Source organism: Paraburkholderia dilworthii, from assembly GCF_000472525.1.
In the GTDB taxonomy this organism is placed as follows: domain Bacteria; phylum Pseudomonadota; class Gammaproteobacteria; order Burkholderiales; family Burkholderiaceae; genus Paraburkholderia; species Paraburkholderia dilworthii.
This window is the reverse complement of sequence record NZ_AWZT01000020.1, coordinates 1-15,602: the sequence shown is the minus strand read 5'-3', so window position 1 is coordinate 15,602 and position 15,602 is coordinate 1. Positions and strand designations below refer to the sequence as shown.

At 54.4% G+C, this 15,602-nt stretch carries 9 protein-coding genes and 1 pseudogene; 4 read left to right on the top strand and 6 right to left on the bottom strand.

The features are described from left to right. Positions 1-20 precede the first annotated feature (20 nt). Both F759_RS0118295 and F759_RS40150 read right to left on the bottom strand, forming a co-directional pair. A complete protein-coding gene (locus tag F759_RS0118295) occupies positions 21-1,358 on the bottom strand; it encodes an alpha/beta fold hydrolase (RefSeq protein ID WP_084534284.1) in 1,338 nt (445 codons plus the stop codon). A 392-nt stretch (positions 1,359-1,750) separates the two neighbouring features. After that, the gene (locus tag F759_RS40150) at positions 1,751-4,033 is read right to left on the bottom strand and encodes an alpha/beta fold hydrolase (RefSeq protein ID WP_051377337.1); all 2,283 of its coding nucleotides are present in this window, start codon (positions 4,031-4,033) and stop codon (positions 1,751-1,753) included. A gap of 1,229 nt (positions 4,034-5,262) precedes the next feature. Between F759_RS40150 and F759_RS0118275 the strand changes: the two genes are divergently transcribed. The 4 genes from F759_RS0118275 (at position 5,263) to F759_RS0118265 (ending at position 10,460) form a co-directional block, all read left to right on the top strand. Beyond that, a complete protein-coding gene (locus tag F759_RS0118275) occupies positions 5,263-6,069 on the top strand; it encodes a peptidoglycan-binding protein (RefSeq protein WP_027801159.1) in 807 nt (268 codons plus the stop codon). Between the two features lie 214 nt (positions 6,070-6,283). Beyond that, entirely contained in the window at positions 6,284-7,549 is a 1,266-nt protein-coding gene (locus F759_RS40145) for a hypothetical protein (protein ID WP_027801158.1), read from the top strand. 152 nt (positions 7,550-7,701) lie between these two features. After that, complete coding sequence (locus F759_RS42225) at positions 7,702-8,157, top strand: hypothetical protein (RefSeq protein WP_152530668.1); 456 nt, start codon at positions 7,702-7,704, stop codon at positions 8,155-8,157. Then, a complete protein-coding gene (locus tag F759_RS0118265; RefSeq protein WP_027801157.1) occupies positions 8,154-10,460 on the top strand; it encodes a S1 family peptidase in 2,307 nt (768 codons plus the stop codon). Before F759_RS42225 ends, F759_RS0118265 begins: the two co-directional genes overlap by 4 nt. Before the next feature lie 801 nt (positions 10,461-11,261). Here F759_RS0118265 and F759_RS0118260 read toward each other — a convergent pair. From F759_RS0118260 to F759_RS42215, 4 genes and pseudogenes are all read right to left on the bottom strand, one after another. Beyond that, positions 11,262-13,013, bottom strand: a complete 1,752-nt coding sequence (locus F759_RS0118260) for a hypothetical protein (RefSeq protein ID WP_027801156.1) — start codon at positions 13,011-13,013, stop codon at positions 11,262-11,264. Next, positions 13,010-13,489 (bottom strand): hypothetical protein, encoded by a 480-nt coding sequence (locus F759_RS0118255; RefSeq protein WP_027801155.1) that lies wholly within the window; start codon positions 13,487-13,489, stop codon positions 13,010-13,012. The genes F759_RS0118260 and F759_RS0118255 overlap by 4 nt, the downstream gene beginning before the upstream one ends. Beyond that, entirely contained in the window at positions 13,486-14,658 is a 1,173-nt protein-coding gene (locus tag F759_RS0118250) for a dsDNA nuclease domain-containing protein (protein ID WP_027801154.1), read from the bottom strand. The genes F759_RS0118255 and F759_RS0118250 overlap by 4 nt, the downstream gene beginning before the upstream one ends. 779 nt (positions 14,659-15,437) lie before the next feature. Beyond that, positions 15,438-15,602, bottom strand: a pseudogene (locus tag F759_RS42215) (IS5/IS1182 family transposase); the annotation flags it as partial.

The window sequence follows — 15,602 nt, the reverse complement described above, 5'->3', positions numbered from 1 at the left end:
CGAGGTGCCTCTGGTCGATCTCAGCGATGTTCGAGTTGATAAAACGCGGCCACGTCCTGGCCGAACTCGCTCAGACTCGATGACGAAACCCGCCCCACCTTGCCCTTCTCAATTGTGCCACCACGCGATTTTGCCGCTTCGAGCAGGACCTTTTTCGTCGCGTGGCCTGTTGCGACGTTGGTGCTGGAGCCGACCTGAGTCGCAGCGTGTTCTAGCTTCTCGTCGCGCTGATCGAGCGCGAACACATAAATAAGCTCAGTGCCTCGGTGACGATCGAGCGTGACGAACAAATCGGCGTGCTCCGGCACCCTGATCGTACGGCGCTTTGCGTCTTGCTTGTCAGTGCCAGTCGGATAGTAACGTTGCACGTTGTCAGTGCTGTCCCTGACAAACACATAGAACCATGCCGGACGAATGGCCTTAACGGAAATCGAATATTGTTCACCGCTGCGCAGGAAGTCTGTGGGGCCGAGTAATTTGCCGTCGATGCGTTGAATTTCGACGAGCACATGCTGCTTGATGAGCTTGGGATCGAAGCCGTCCGCAAGGCGTGCAAAAACATAGCGATAGACCTCGTCGTCGCGGCCTGTGGGTTTCGCTATGCTGGAGTGCGTACGGTCGAAGGCGATCGGCGTATCGTCACAGCCCTTTTCCGAGGCCGACCTCGGCACCACCTTCCAAAGTGCGGTCGATTGAGTCTCATACGCGCAAAACGACCTCGGATAGGGAGAAGCCAGTTCCCTGCGGCGCAGCATCGAGCTCCAGTCGTTATCTAACAATTGCAAAAACGAATTAAGGTCCGCCGGGCGCATATCGCCGAACTGCGGATTGGCGCTGAGCCAGTTCGCAAGCGCGGCTTTGTCCGATCCTTCCGCGGGGGTGGCGAGAAAAATGACGGCCTTGATACGAGTGGCCGATTCGGGCGCCTTGGTGCGCAGAATCAGAACGGCGCGCTTAGTGATAAGTCCGCCCATACTGTGAGCCACGAAGGCGACGTTGTCATAGCGCTCGAAAATGCGCTGATCTACCAGCGTTTGACTCAAGCGATTTGCGAGTTCTTCGATGTTGGAAGACGAGTTGAGAGGCGCGGACTTGAAACCAATTGCGAGGGTGTCGACGCCAGGCATTGCGGGATCCGCGGCGAGCAACTCGGGCCAACCCACGCTGCTTGGAGAGCGACGCCAAGTATCACGGCTATCACCTAATACGCCATGCACGAAGATGACCAGTGAATTAGCTTTGTTTCCGGTGCTGTGGACGAAATAGCTGTCGTTGGCTTTCTCTTCAGCCAAGCCGGGCAGGGCGGTAGCTAGAGTCATGGCCAGAAATGCAGTTGCCATCAACCAAAGCGTCTTCATACGTATCCCCGAACGTTCTTAAGCGCAGGCTGGAAATGGAACCCTGGGTTGGCCGCAAGGACTATCAACTCAACGCATGGTCCGCAGTTGATGCCTAGCAAACTATCATCTGATCAGTTATAGGCTTTCTGTGTCGGGTATGCGGCAAATCAATGTCGGCTAGCACACACATGTACGCGAAAAATTGTGCTACCAATGACGTCTTTCCATGACCGACGGTCAGCACTTGCGACAATACGTCCGGATAAAGATCGCGTCCCGCGGCGCCGTGCGCTTTTGATCGAATAGGCGTTCGCGCTTGAAAAGGACGGCCACGACTATTTCTGCGTGCTCGGCAACGCATCGGCAAAGCTTCAAGGCAGGCGCAAGTCAACAAGCGGGCTGCCGAACTACTAGCCGTTGCCGCACGCGACGTTCACGGTTCCTCGAATGTGAACTGGATCCCTGCTTTCGTTCCAGATTTTGATCAGCAATGTTCCCGGCGCATCGAAATCGTTCAGAACTACGCGACTGAAGCGTACCTCAGTACCTCTTGCGCTGTACCACTCCCAGATTCCGTTATAAAGTTTTTCATTGAAGAAACCATAGACGCGTTTGAGGTGGTTTGGCGTGTTGGCATCGAAGTCGGAACCTGTATATTCAGCCGCAGTTGTGTTGTGTAGGGCGATTCCGACTGTCGTTCCCCAGTTACTGAACGAGAACCTACCCTCAACGATGCATGTTTCGTCTTTCTTTATGACGAACTTGGGGTCGATCGTTTCGCTAGGCACCGTGTCGACGCCCATGTCCCTTTCCGATCCGGGCATATCTTTGTCAACGTCGAGAAGCGGGACAGCGTGGTTGCCAAGGAGTGCAGAATTCTGCTCTTCGTCGAACTTGAGCACGGAGGCTTCTCTAATTTCGTTCATCATTCTCCACTCGTTGACCCCCAACAGCGCAACAAAAATCGCTGCAAAAGCGAGCAACTTCTTCTTCGGTGCAGACTTTTTTGGGACGGAGGATGGCACAGAGGGCCTGACGTCCGGAAGCTCCGCTTGATTTCTTTTTTTGAGTATCCAGTCGGCGCAAGCATGAATAACTGTGTCGTTATCGTAAAAGCTTGAGTGGCGAAGCCCTCGCAGCCCCGGCGTCGACAATGCGACGAACTGTTCGTGAGCACCTCGCATTGCCCATTGCGGAATATGCGACGGTTCGATATGCAACGTTGCAGCGCCAAGCATTCCCTCATATCCGAACGCAACCGGGTTTCCCCTGAGAAATGCGACTATGGGCGTGATCACGATCGGTGAAACAAGAATCATGAGAGGAAGCATCGTCCCGATTTCCGTCAAGAGCGAACTTGAATGCAGATTGAGAACGGTTGAGTCGTGTATTACCGTTGCACAGAAGAAAGCCGCTATCGATCCGGCGACTACCAGGGAGACGAACTGTGCCGCAAGTGCGAAAAGTTTCCACGGCAGTAAGGTCAGCTTGTCAAACGTCCGTAGAACGAATCCAGCTTCGTCCCAGCTTATGTATGCAATGAGGCAGGGACATTCGGGGTTAGGCGCAGAGAGCCGTCTGAAGGTGGAATCCTGGGCGCGCACGAGGAATGCCTGCAAGTGGCGGTGGACAACCCTCCGGATCCGCGGGCGAAGGATCAGATAGACCAGAACCAGCATGGCGTTGCCCAAAAACAGCATAAACCCGCCAGCGAAGGCGCTTAAAGTCCCTAAGAATGTCGTTAGCGCCATCGCGCCGTATGGCAAGTAGCCAGGGAACAACGCCATCCAGGACATTGTTTGAGTAACAACGTTTGAGAAGCGCTCGACCGGTCGCGGCCTCACGTTCAAGAAGGGCGTTCCTAGAAAGCATATGCCAGCTGCGGCTTCTCGCATGGCCGCATTCCGCAAGGAAAGCAATGCGACATTCCCGCCATGGCTGTGTCCGATAAGCCAGATTGTTTCGAAACCCTGCGCGTAGAGGCTCGCGCCGAGCTCGCCTAGTTCGTTGCCCGCCTGGGATCGAGCTTTTGGGGAGTTCCGGCCGGACCACCTGAATGGAATAACCGTGGCGCCCGCAATCTGGGCCTTCAGCGTCAATGAAATGGTGCTTGTATCGTTGATCCATGTAGCGTCGTTGGCCCACGTACCGTGCACGAGAATGATCGCGTCCCCTAGCGCCGTCGATTTCCTTTGACCACGTCGGGAGGCTGGCTGCGGCCCGCCATCCTCGCTGGCCTTCTTAGACAGTTCGACGCCGGCGCTTACGAGCGCGCGGTCCGAGTGCATTTTTGCTTCATCGTAAGAAGGCTCATGGACTGGTTGGCGGTTAAGTATTGGAGGTGGACCAAACCGATTCGCTTCCCTGGTGCCTTTGAGCATGAACATAACAAACAAAACTACCCAACCGATGATCGGCACTGAAATGATCAGCAGCCACCACGTGCTGAAACCACTGTCGTGTAGTCGTCGAACACCTACCGCGGCCGTCGGGATTAGCATCGCCATTGCAGGGAGCATGAACAGCCGATGCAACTCCGTGAGGTCTGACACGCAAAAGAGCGTCAATAGCCACCACCAGAACTCCTGCCGGCTCGCACGGCCCGAGAAGTCCGCATACTTTCGAAAGCAACTCTGCAGGCACAGAAAAGGAACCGTCCGTACGGCGAACCCGAAAACTCTTTTGAAAAGCATATTGATCCCCGGACGATATACTGCGGCTGACTTCCATGAAGACGGATCGGCGCGCGAGATCGAAATGCTTTCATAGCCAGCGAGACATGTGAAAACAGCATCTCAGGCTACGGCGTGCTGTCGGCCGTTGCCATTAAAGAAGAGGATAGGTATTGCCGACAAGAAAGAGAAGACGTCAGCGCCCGCTCAATTCGGGCGGAACAACGTCGGGGGTTGCCGAACTCTGCCGCCCGGTGTGACTCGACGCACGCCGCTTAAGCTCAAAGAGCGGCCAATATGTCGCGCTGCTCAACGGGCCGTTTAGGGTCGACTACAGAAGCAGGACCCCCGACGCGAGGCTGCGGAGATCACCGCGCCGGCCGAACTTCCGGGTCCGGCCATCAACGGACCTCGCCGGCGTGCTCGCGCTGGTCGATGGGACGGCCGCTCCGCCCTCGTCAACGGCCGCGTCCAACAGATCGATGGCGAAAGTATTTGGTTCCATCCTATGTTAGGCCTGCTCGCTGCGGGCCGCATTCGCGAACCTCAAGGTCACCGGAATCCGCTTGCCCTTAGCCGGCGTTCGCGAGCGGTTTGGAACCGACCTGAGAGGTCGATTTTTTCACCGGCGATTTGAAATAGTAGCGCAGCGACTTTTCAACAACATCGGCCATTAGCGACCGTTCGCCGGTATCGCCGCTCGGACACTTCCGGGTCGACTCCGCAATTGACACCGACACCCGCTAGTCGCCCGAAGTCGCTGTCAAAAGCAGAGACTCGGAAATCAAGATGAGGACAGGGCACTGTGTCTGAGCTGTAGATACTTGTCCAAGGCTCATTCCCACGGAACAGTGGCGGAAATGGATGGAATTGCACCCTGACACTTAGGCCAAGGGTGCTCTATATTTCTCCGCAAGTGTTCAGATCCGACCATAGCTGTTCGTTTTCAGGGACCGTCGCGTATCACGCGGGTTAATGGTGAACAACGCCTAAACGACGTCACAGTTGGCGCACCCGAAAAGCCAAGGATGCCCCCGGACGTCGACCCATCAGACGGGCAGTCCGGGGCGACCAAGGTCCATCGCTAGTGCAGGGGGTCATCAAATCCGATACCAATGGCATGTCGCGCATCGGCAAATCGAATTCTTTGGTCAGCCATGGCATCGATGATAGATCGCAGCGAAGTAGCCGGTACCGAACGAATATCCACTTATGGCGATCGCCGAAGTGGTCCTCTTACGGAGACAGCCGTGGACAGAGAATCGCTTCCTCAAGGCGACACTGGCGATGATATTGGGCACCTCCAGCAAGCGCTCCTTCAGCACGGCTTCAACCCTGGCGCGATCGATGGCGAGTATGGGCAGGGCACGGTCGCGGCCGTGCTTGCATTCCAGAAGAGTGAAAGACTGTTGCCCGACGGGGTCACCGGGCCGCGCACAATGTTCGCACTCGGACTGGTCGATTCGAACGCCTTGCCTTCGCCAGTCGCGGAGGTAACCGTCGAAGTGGTGAGCCGCATGTTTCCGGCGACCCCGATTGGTAACATCAAGGCGAATTTGCCGCCCGTTTTATCGTCGCTCGTCAGCAATAAGGTCTCGGACAAGCCGATGATCCTTATGGCGCTCGCGACCGTGCGCGCCGAGGTCGAATGCTTTGCGCCTATCAGCGAAGGGCAATCGCGGTACAACACGTCGCCTGCAGGGCATCCCTTCGATCTTTACGACTACCGCCGCGATCTCGGCAACCTTGGCGCGCCCGATGGCGCGACGTTCAAGGGACGGGGGTTTGTCCAACTGACCGGGCGGCACAACTACGCCACTTACGGGCCACGGCTTATGCAGCCGGTTGATCTGATAGGCGACCCCGAGCGCGCAGGCGATGTTGGGGTTGCGGCCGACGTCTTGGCTCGGTTCCTCTCTGACAAGGAATTGCAGATTAAGACCGCGCTGCTCGCCGGCGATATGCGTCTGGCACGCAGTCTGGTGAACGGCGGCTGCAACGGACTTGATCGATTCGAGGATGCTTATCAACGTGGCTTGGGCCTGATTCCGGGCTAGCGCTCGACGCACCTCCCGAAGAGAGCCGACGGATATGCGACAACGCTTTGAAACGCGGCACACCGGTCGTGGGAGAATCGCGACCGGCCTCGTGACGGTGTTGACCCTGTTGTCATGGATGACTGTGGCGTGCGCCGCCGGACCGGTCATCCCTGCCGCGGTGGCGGCCCTCTGTAGTGATACCCCGGACCCCGTGCAGGCCCGACGACAAAACGTGGGCTTCGTCCTCGCGGAGGCCGCAACGAACGCGCTTCCGGCGGAAGGTGATGCGCGCATCGTCTATGGCAAGCGACTGGATGCCGCCAATCCGCAGCGCTTTCGCATCTTCGAACCAGACCGCAGGGCGCAGCTCAGCGTCGTCTCCGTGGCAACGCTGGCCAACGCCGTCAACGAAGGTTATGCCGCCGGCGAGAGTGTGCTGCTCCATGTCTGGATCCCTCGTCAAGAGCATCTGTGGCCGTTGTTTCATAAGCGCGATTTCATCGTCGTGGAATGTTCTGCGGGTCAATTCAGGTCGTGGGCATCGGTTCAGGCGTACGTGAGTTCGCCTTGGGTGGCATATTTATGGGGTCCCGTTTCGACGGCCGTGTTCCTTCTCTCAACGTACGCGGTTTACCGATCGCGCAAGGTCGTGCTCGAGGGCAAGACCGCAGGAAGACTCGCCGGCAAGTATCCTTCTGTCTTCTCTGCCAAGCAGTTCCAGTGGTTCGATTTCGTCAATCCGATCCAGCTCACCGCGAACGCATTCAATCAGGCGAGCGTGCAGAAGTTCCAGGTGCTGATGTTCTCGTTCATCGTCGGCAGTCTCGTGCTGTCCCTCGTCATGAGAACGGGTGCGCTGACTGACCTGTCCGGGACTGTCGTTGCACTGCTGGGCATCTCCGGCATCGGCGCGGCCGTCTCGCAGATCACGTACACCTCGAAGACACGCCTGAGCTTCGAGAACTGGGCGTGGCTGGAGGCGCACGGCGTACTGAAGAACGAGGAGGAGCGAGGACCGCAATGGAAGGACCTCGTGCTGAGCAACCGGGAATTCGATGTCTACAAGCTTCAGACCATCGTCTTCAGCGTCGCCGTCGCCGTTGCGCTAGTCATCGACGGCGCCGCTCACCTCGCGACGTTTGAGATTCCGCCGACCATGCTGCAAATTCTCGGCCTATCGCAAGTCGTATTCGTAGGCGGCATTCTCGTCCGTCCGCCCGCAACCGAAGATCTAGATAAAGCGTTGACTAAACTACGTGGCGCCGCGGAGATCTACAACGAAGCGGCTTCGCGTGGGACGGACACCGACGAGAACGGCAAACTGCTGACCGGAACCTTGGCGCAGGCGGGAAACCTCGTTCCGATAAATGCGAGGCGCCAATACGAGCAACTCGTCGACTCCGCGATCCCGATGATCGAGTCCACGCTCGAAATCGAAGTTAATGAAACGGCTATACGAGAAGCCCCGTTGATAGAAGACGGCAAGCGGCTGCAATGAATATCGACAAGACCGGTGGAAGAATGCCCCGGCGCCGTCCAACGTTAACCCGAACATCACCGTGGCGAGCCAAGAGATACATCATAGATGTTTTTCGCCTAAACTCCGGTAACAATTTGCCTTTGCGTGCAGCCCCACTGCGGGATGATCGTATGAATAAAATACCGTCTGGTAATCGGGCAAGCCATTGCTCCGAGACGAGGTCAGCGGCGAGGTGGTTAGCAACCGGATTTTTTGCCCTTGGCGCGAGCATCGGGTTCGCATGCGGCTTAAGTAGCGCCTCAGTCACATTGCCGCTTCTGGCCGCGCTGTTTGCCCTAATTGGCGGCAGCCTCGTTTCATTCATCGGGAAATTGCGGCTCGAGGACAGAGCCACTGCCGGTCAAGCGCTTGTTGCTTTCTCCGCGGGCTTCATTCTGAGCCTATCCGCTGGCATCGCAGTAAAAGTCAATCGATTTATGGATGTTACTCCCGCGGCGCGCACTGACGTGTCCGAACCATATCTCAAGAGTTCACCATCCTCTTACGCTGATAAGCTGGAAGCGCTATGCCGGAATAAACAGTATGACGCCTTGCGTCAGGCAGCTACTGATGGTGCAAGAAAATGAGCACTAAATATTTGTTTATTTGCGCCGTTCTGCTCCTGGCAACATCACCTGGCGCACTCGCGCAAAAACAACCGGGTGAGGCGATGTCCAAATACCTGCCGTCAATCGTTCAGATTTACGCGGACGTTGGTACCGCCCAGGTCGCCGGTACAGGATTCTTCATTTCGGAAAACGGCGATATCCTTACCGCTTACCACGTGATTCGCGGCGCCCGCTCCCTTCAAATCGTAAGCAGTTCTGGATCGTTTAGCACATACCGATTGAAAATGTACGACAACAGCTTAGACTTAGCTGTATTGTCCGTCCGGCTTCCAGCAGGGCTGCATCAGTCCTTTCTTCGTTTAGGTCGCCTGCCTTCGGCACTCACAACCCGCACTGGATATGTGTTGGGACATCCCGACATGAAACAGAATTTCGCGATTCACGTCACCTTTCCCCGCGACTCCACTATTCTGTCCAGCCAATGGTCTTCTCTCAGTGGAAAGAGCGGCGCTCGTCGCTTCGTCTTCTCCGCCAAGCGAGAAGTGAACCTGATTGCTATAGATGGCACTCTCAATCATGGAATGAGCGGTGGTCCAGTCATCGTTGATGGAGCCGTGATTGGTATATTTTCTGGCGGAGAAGAAGAGTCGGGTGGTGGCCTTGGTTGGGCAATATCGGCGGAATATCTTGAAAAACTGCCACCAGCACCTGAAGGCGCCACTGCGGCGAATCTCCCCGAGCTGACACTGCTTGCTGATAGCAGCGCTGATCTCCAAACACTGAAAGCTGTGAAGACAGCCTTGGGCAGCGACACATTCGGCGTGTATCTAAGAATAGATGAAAGTTTGAAACGCGCTCAATATCTCGCAAGTTCCGCCCAGGAAAATGCGGCGCTTCTCTCCCGCTGCCAAAGGCCAACCGCCAAGCTTAATAGAGCGGATAGCAAATGCATTAATGGAGCTCTTGTGCCGACAGAATTGTACTACTCATATTCTGATCTTGCGGTTGCAAAAATGGATGCGATTGATAAGGGCTTGAATCGAACCAATGATGCACTCGTAGCGCGGCACGCCTCTATTACAACCCAAGAGGCAAAGCAAGGAGCTATCAGGGTGTTTGCAAGCCTTGCCGACGAATGTCATATGGAACAGCTGTCGAACATGTTCAGGCTGGCTAATCATCGGATTGCCGAAATAGGAAACAAATTAGTTGCACAACATTACCCACTCTCGAACCAAAAGCAAGACACGGCGCATCTCCTTGATAAAAATGCGCCACTCATGACTGATTCAAATAAGGAGCTGATTGAAAATCTAGTAGCCTTTGACAAGGCTATCACAGATTGGAGTAACGAATACATCAAGTGGCTTATCCCGGCCCGACAGTGTTTTCGAGTTTTTCAGCGCGCCATAGACTTTCAAGCGGACCCGGCCCGTGAGGATGAGCACGTCGATACTCAAAAGCTTAACACGCTGGAGCGCGTATGGTTCTACAGTTTCGGATTTGGAATGTATGCCGGGCACGAAGCCATTCTCATAGCTTGCAAACCATACGCTCCAGTCCGAGCCGAGAAAGCTCTGTCGGATTTTAGGTCGCGCAATCTCGTTTTCTACGAACGTGTGCAAGAGGGGGGGATAAGCGCCCTCGGAGATTCAGAGTGGCAGGAGATTGGTGAACAAGTCAAAAAGATGCGTACAGAAACGTCTAGTTCTATTGTCAAGCTCGCTGCGGCGGCGGGACTAACTCCTGCAGAGGCTTGTGAAGGACTCGTTGGTGAATTCGTCGAAGGCCGAGTCGACCTCGCCTCGTTTGCACCCGACGTTGTCGAAGTTGTTCTCGATGAGCGAGTCGAACGAAAACCTGCGGCGACACTTCAGGCATTGATAAGCGACTGGGCCGCCAAAGAATTTGCGATCGCTGTTGCGAAGGACGATTCTCAGGTCTTTAACGCGGCGTCACTGAGCCGTTTGATGCAGGAGTTGGCGCCGGTAGCCGCCGCTGAGTACGCACGCCAGCAACTATTGCTGTGCGAGCAGTCAGCTGATGAGGCACTTGGTCCAGCGGATCGCGAAATGCTACCTGTAGCGAAGAAGCTAAACGTAGCGGACCTAAACAAGGCTCGAGAGCGCGCGCAGACGTACGTGGGGACGATTGACGCTGAAAAGCTGTGGCAGGCTATTTCGAAGTATGCCTTTTCAAGAAAAATGTCCATTCAGAAATCACTTCGCATTGAAGCGTCGACCTTGGCCGGCGAATGTCGGCAGATAATCTCTCGCGTGGGGAATAAGGAGATGTACGCGGGACCGAGAGCGGGCGATTAGCGGCCATTGGTGTTCAATGGCGGGCCTGTTGACCGCGTTACTGCTTTTAGCGTGCACGTTGGACGCAGGCGGGTAGTGCGCTTGACAAGCGTATATGGCCGGCGCGCCGTTGGCGCGCGCCTTTGACATTGAACAAGCACTTGGAAACAACGGACAGAGGGCCTTGCGAAAACAGGTAAGCGCGACGCTCAAACGCTCAAGCGTGCAGACTTCGACGCTCGGACGACCGACTGTTCCTAGTCAGGGAGCAGCCGTAAATACATCGCTGAATTGACCGACGGGAGTGGGTCGGGCTGCGTCAGTCATCTCTTCGAACTCATCGCTGGAAAGCGGCCAGTGGAATTCCGCTGCCCTGGAGCGGCCAGTCGTCAGTGCGTACTCCCGACCCCTTGCCGTCATTCGCGTCGACGGGGCGGCAACGACGGTTCTCAAAACCCAACGGCCGTTCGCTGACGCGGGGTCGCCTGCCGCTTCTCAACCATAGCGATCACTAGAGCATGCTAGGTTATGCGGCAGTAATTTGGTTCATTGCTGACGGTGGTGGAATCCAGCAACTCACTGGCAGATTCCTTTACCTGAGAAACACACTTTCGACCCTGAGCGGTCAAAGGAAGTATCAAGCGTCGAACGGCTGTTGTTCGGCCGTTCCAAGTTGCGAACGGTACTAGGCACGCCTACAGCTACTTCAACGTGTCGCGATGAAGACGCAAGTCCAGCTTCTATGCGCCGTTTTACCCCGGCAGGCCAGAGGCATCCTCGCCCGGCTAGGTCGATACGAGTTCATTCTATGGAAAGCACCTGCTAACCAAGGAACATCTCGTGCTTTTCACCCGAGAATGATGCTGACCATTCCCTATCCTCATCGTTTCCTGTATGACGATATTCAGTCGCCGAAAAAACGACTTGAAGACCATTTTGATGTCCAAACTCCTTAAGCTCATCGATGTACCGTCCAATATCGACATTGTGCATCTCGTGTTGCTTCGGTGTATCCATGATGACGAATTGAAAGGGGAGGCTGTTGCTCGTAGAGAGCAACGCTTCGAGCAGGGCTGCATGGTATGCAAGTACTGCACGAACTCGCGTGCTACCTTTCAGTTGAGCAAGGGCCTCGTTGCCAAACGTCGGGACGAAATCATCGACAAAACGTACCTCTGCTGAAACATTGCTGATCTGAAGGACATCGAGCCAACGTATCAAGGCGGTTTTGAGCGCCGTACGGAAACTCGCCACGCTGGGCGTCAGCGTCGAAGGGTTTGCAAGGGTCTGCACTCTATCTACCGCAGCTTCGCGCTGTGCGGTGGCATCCACCAAGCGTTCAAGCAACAGCTCGCGGCGCTGCACGTCGCGCTTTTGTATCTCTAGCTCAAGAACCTGGCTAGTGAGCGCGTCAAGAGCTGTACGAGTCGCTACGGTAACGGTATCTGTCGCGGACCGGACTCTTTGTCCTTCCAGATCGTGGATGTGCGTGCGCAACTGCTCTGCTTGCTGAAGCAGGGCATCTCGCCGCGTACTTTCGGTTACAGAAATTCGTTCAAGATCTTTGATTTGATCTCGAAGATAGAGAAGGTTTTTCGCGTACGAATCCGTGCTAAATGCGAAGAGCCCGCAGCCGGCCACCCCACATATTTCATTGAACAACGAAAATACTCGCTTTGCCTCTTCATTTAAATTGAGCGTAGTAATCTCAGATTCAATTTCAGAGACAATTTGCGACATGTTGTCCGCACGCTTGTCGATCTCTGCAATTTCAAGTTGGTTCTCCCGCAACTCCTTACGACGGTCTCCGATCAGTTGCTCGAGGGCAGCGATGGCGGCGGTATTGGTAAGGCCGCTTTGTTGAAGCTGGTCAAGTTCCCCGCGCATTGTCTTAAGGCGATCGGACAACGCAGCGGAAGAGAAGTGTAGTTCGGTTGCACCTGCTGACTCAACCGCCTGACGCCTTTCGAGCACCAACCTGTCAAGTCTGTCGCGCTCCTTCGTGGCCTGAATAAGATCTCTCTTTGCGTCGAACGAATTGCGGCAGGGCATCCGGCCGAGAATTCGCACCATCTCCGCTAGCTGATCCTTGATAAACATCTTGGGTGGCTTGTAGAACGTGCCATACCCATCGTCTTGATCCAGGTAGAAGAATGGCAAGATCGTTGCCATGTATGGGCTAGTCGGTTCGTTAGACGTGGTAACAAGCGTCGGAAAGTCTAGCCCGAGAAGTTCAAATAGAAACGCAGAGTAGTCTCTCTCATTGGAAAAGTGCTGCGTTGTACCTGCTGGCTCCAGTACTTCAACATCAAGTCCGGATGCACTGATGTGGCGCTTGAGCGTATATTGGTCGCCCGTGATTTCAATGACAAGCGACGCGCTTTCGCATCGACTAACAATGTCCGCGCGAAAGCTAACCGGAAATCCAAGACAGTAAACAATGGATTGGACGACAGGGGTCTTGCCAGATCCGTTCGGGCCATAAAGCTGTGTGACTTCGGCGGCAAATACCTGTTGTGGGAGCGAAAGTCCTTTCGCTCCACGCGGATCAATTCTGAGGGAAACCAATCTCATAAAAGCCCCAAAGACAGTTGGCGTTCGACCATAAGATTGCGATATGCACGCTGGACCTGAGCGAGCTTGATTGCTAGAGTGTCGTCTCCCTCTGTTGCAAGGTTGATGACTTTAATTCCGAGTTCGGTGATTTGCAGCTTTGATTTTCGATTATCCACTTTCACAAGATTTGCGACTTCCAGGAAGCTAAGGGCTTTTACCGTCCGAACGCGGAGATTGGCTGACCAGCCCAGTTCATGAGCGCTGCCCTTAAAGCTATCAGCCGTTGCAGCAAGACATTCCCCTACCAATTGTCCTAGTTCTGCAACCAACGGCTTGCGCCGATCTTTTGCCAGAATCAGCAGGACCATTGCAATGAGCGGAAGGTGAAATAAAGCTTCGTTGCTGAGTGCGTATGGCTTGAGGGCACGTCCATGCCGGATTGATACGGCGATATCCTGCTTCTCAGCGCTGTTCAGGAATTGGGTAAGATTCATGATTTGATCCGTACGAGGATCGAAAGTAGGGCTCCAAGGAGTTGTTCATCCTGGAGATCAAAGATCAACTTCTTGTCGACCAGTCTGGTCCGAAGCGCCTGAAGGTGTTCACGTAGTTTCGATACACGAAACGCGCCAGTGACAGCAACCATCGAAGAAAAGACGTCTTCGACCTCTGCGTTGAGCGCGATGATGTTGATCTCATTAATCGAGTTGCGATTTTCTCTCAACCAGACGTCCCAGTCTGTCTTGCAGCGAGCACATAGTTCGATTTCTGCTGTCCCGGCGCCAGCCGATTCCATGATCCGCTGAAGAACGGATGCGGTCTTCACGGCCTTGACGTCGCCGCCTTGGCGAAGCAGTTCGTATGCATCAGCTGATATTGCCAATATTTCTAATAATTCAACGATGCCAATGCTGGCTTGCTGGTCTATGTTCGCTTCACTAAAATCGGAAATTATTCCAGACGATTTCCGCTCGACGAGAGAAAGGAGATCTTTGATTATTTTCTTTGCTTCTGAGTGGGAAAGATCAATTTCGCTATAGTCAAAAATCTTTTGTCCTGCCAAAGGAAAAAAACCATCCTCCTTTTCCTTGATGTATTCCACATCGGCTTCGAAGGTTAGTTTTTTTAATAGATTATGTATCTCTTGCTGACCAGGCGTCGCGGTAGGACACGGAAAGCACATATTAAATCGCTTGGCCAGCTCAATTGCGTATGGATCAGAGAACGTTGATGATTTAATATCCACGTTCAGTTCTTCAACCCGATCTTCGAAGTTGATGTTGGTAAGAAAAACAACTTCTTCACAGGAGTCGAAGAAATTCACAGTATGCAATAGAAGCTTTCCGGCGAAACTATCCCGAATGGCATCGGAGTCTTGCTTGTCCTGATTTTTAACGGTGCTTTTGAAGCCGAAGATTTCATTTATCGTCCAATTTGCGTTCTGTTTTTTCTTTGTTTTGACCTGGAAGAATTTATAACGAAATCCAGATTTAGCAATCATCCGTACGACAAAGTCGTCGTGGTAGTCGCAGTAAACTCTATCGATAGACGATGCCTCGAGTATGGCAAGTGCCGCAATTGCGGCCGCACGCGTTTGCGCCTTGTAACGTGCAAGCGTGTCCCTGCCAGCTTGTTCCCGTGGTTTAATTTCGTGCAATTTCACCTTGACCCCTCGATTCGGATTCTATTTATGTTCCTCTCTAGGATTTTAACTGACTAAGTGATCATGTGGGCGCCAGTCTGGCTGTGATGTTGGCATCGATTGTGAAGTCTGGTGCAATCGAGTATATGCGGAGTGGATATGCTTCATCACGCCACCCAAAATACCCCGCCCCTTCTAGCTCGAATCCTTCCATCGTCGTCATGCCCGAATCCTTCTCCCGAAGACAATGACTTTTCGATTTCGCATTGCTAACGCCACAACTTCTGTGACCGGTCAATAACCACGCAAGGATCATTTAAATGTTAGTGTCAGCCGGTGCCGGCTTTTGACTCAACCTAGGGCGTCGTTTCCGTCAATCTTGCCGAGAGGTGACGATCACCGACAAGTGGAACCACCCACTTCCGGCCGGAGCGGCGGATCGCCACGCTTCTTGGGATTGACCACTTCGTTTCAGATTAAAGCACGGTAGGCTACGGCCATGTCCGCTCTACTATGCTGATCTGCCGTCGAGCGATAGTTAGCGAAATGACTGCTATGGCCTATGAGCAGCCATCGACTTTCGGAGGTTCAGTGACGGCTTTCGGCGTGCTACCGACGCTCGAATGTCCAACCGCGTCATCAAGTGAACGTCGCTTTCTGGCCCAGAGCGTGTCAAAACGCGTAGACACCGGAAATTAACGAAACCTGCCTTGCCGCAGGTCGCGACTTTTCGATTGCGGCGGCCAAACGTCAAATCAAAGTCGAAAGTATCGCGACCGCGCAGCACCTCCCGGCGGGCGTCACGCCCGCATCGCCGTCATCACCGCTTCTGAACCGAGTAGCTTGATCACTCGCTTCATGTTGTACGCCAGCACGTGTAAGCTCATTTCCGTGCTCACACGTTCGAGGGTCCGCGTCAGGAAATGAGTGGCGCCCATCCATGCCTTGATCGTCCCGAACGGATG

What these genes read in the sequence shown, in the direction of transcription:
- F759_RS0118265 (WP_027801157.1), top strand. Translation starts at nt 8,154, where the DNA reads ATGAGCACTAAATATTTGTTTATTTGCGCCGTTCTGCTCCTGGCAACA.
- F759_RS42225 (WP_152530668.1), top strand. Translation starts at nt 7,702, where the DNA reads ATGAATAAAATACCGTCTGGTAATCGGGCAAGCCATTGCTCCGAGACG.
- F759_RS40150 (WP_051377337.1), bottom strand. Translation starts at nt 4,033, where the DNA reads ATGCTTTTCAAAAGAGTTTTCGGGTTCGCCGTACGGACGGTTCCTTTT.
- F759_RS0118255 (WP_027801155.1), bottom strand. Translation starts at nt 13,489, where the DNA reads ATGAATCTTACCCAATTCCTGAACAGCGCTGAGAAGCAGGATATCGCC.
- F759_RS0118295 (WP_084534284.1), bottom strand. Translation starts at nt 1,358, where the DNA reads ATGAAGACGCTTTGGTTGATGGCAACTGCATTTCTGGCCATGACTCTA.
- F759_RS0118260 (WP_027801156.1), bottom strand. Translation starts at nt 13,013, where the DNA reads ATGAGATTGGTTTCCCTCAGAATTGATCCGCGTGGAGCGAAAGGACTT.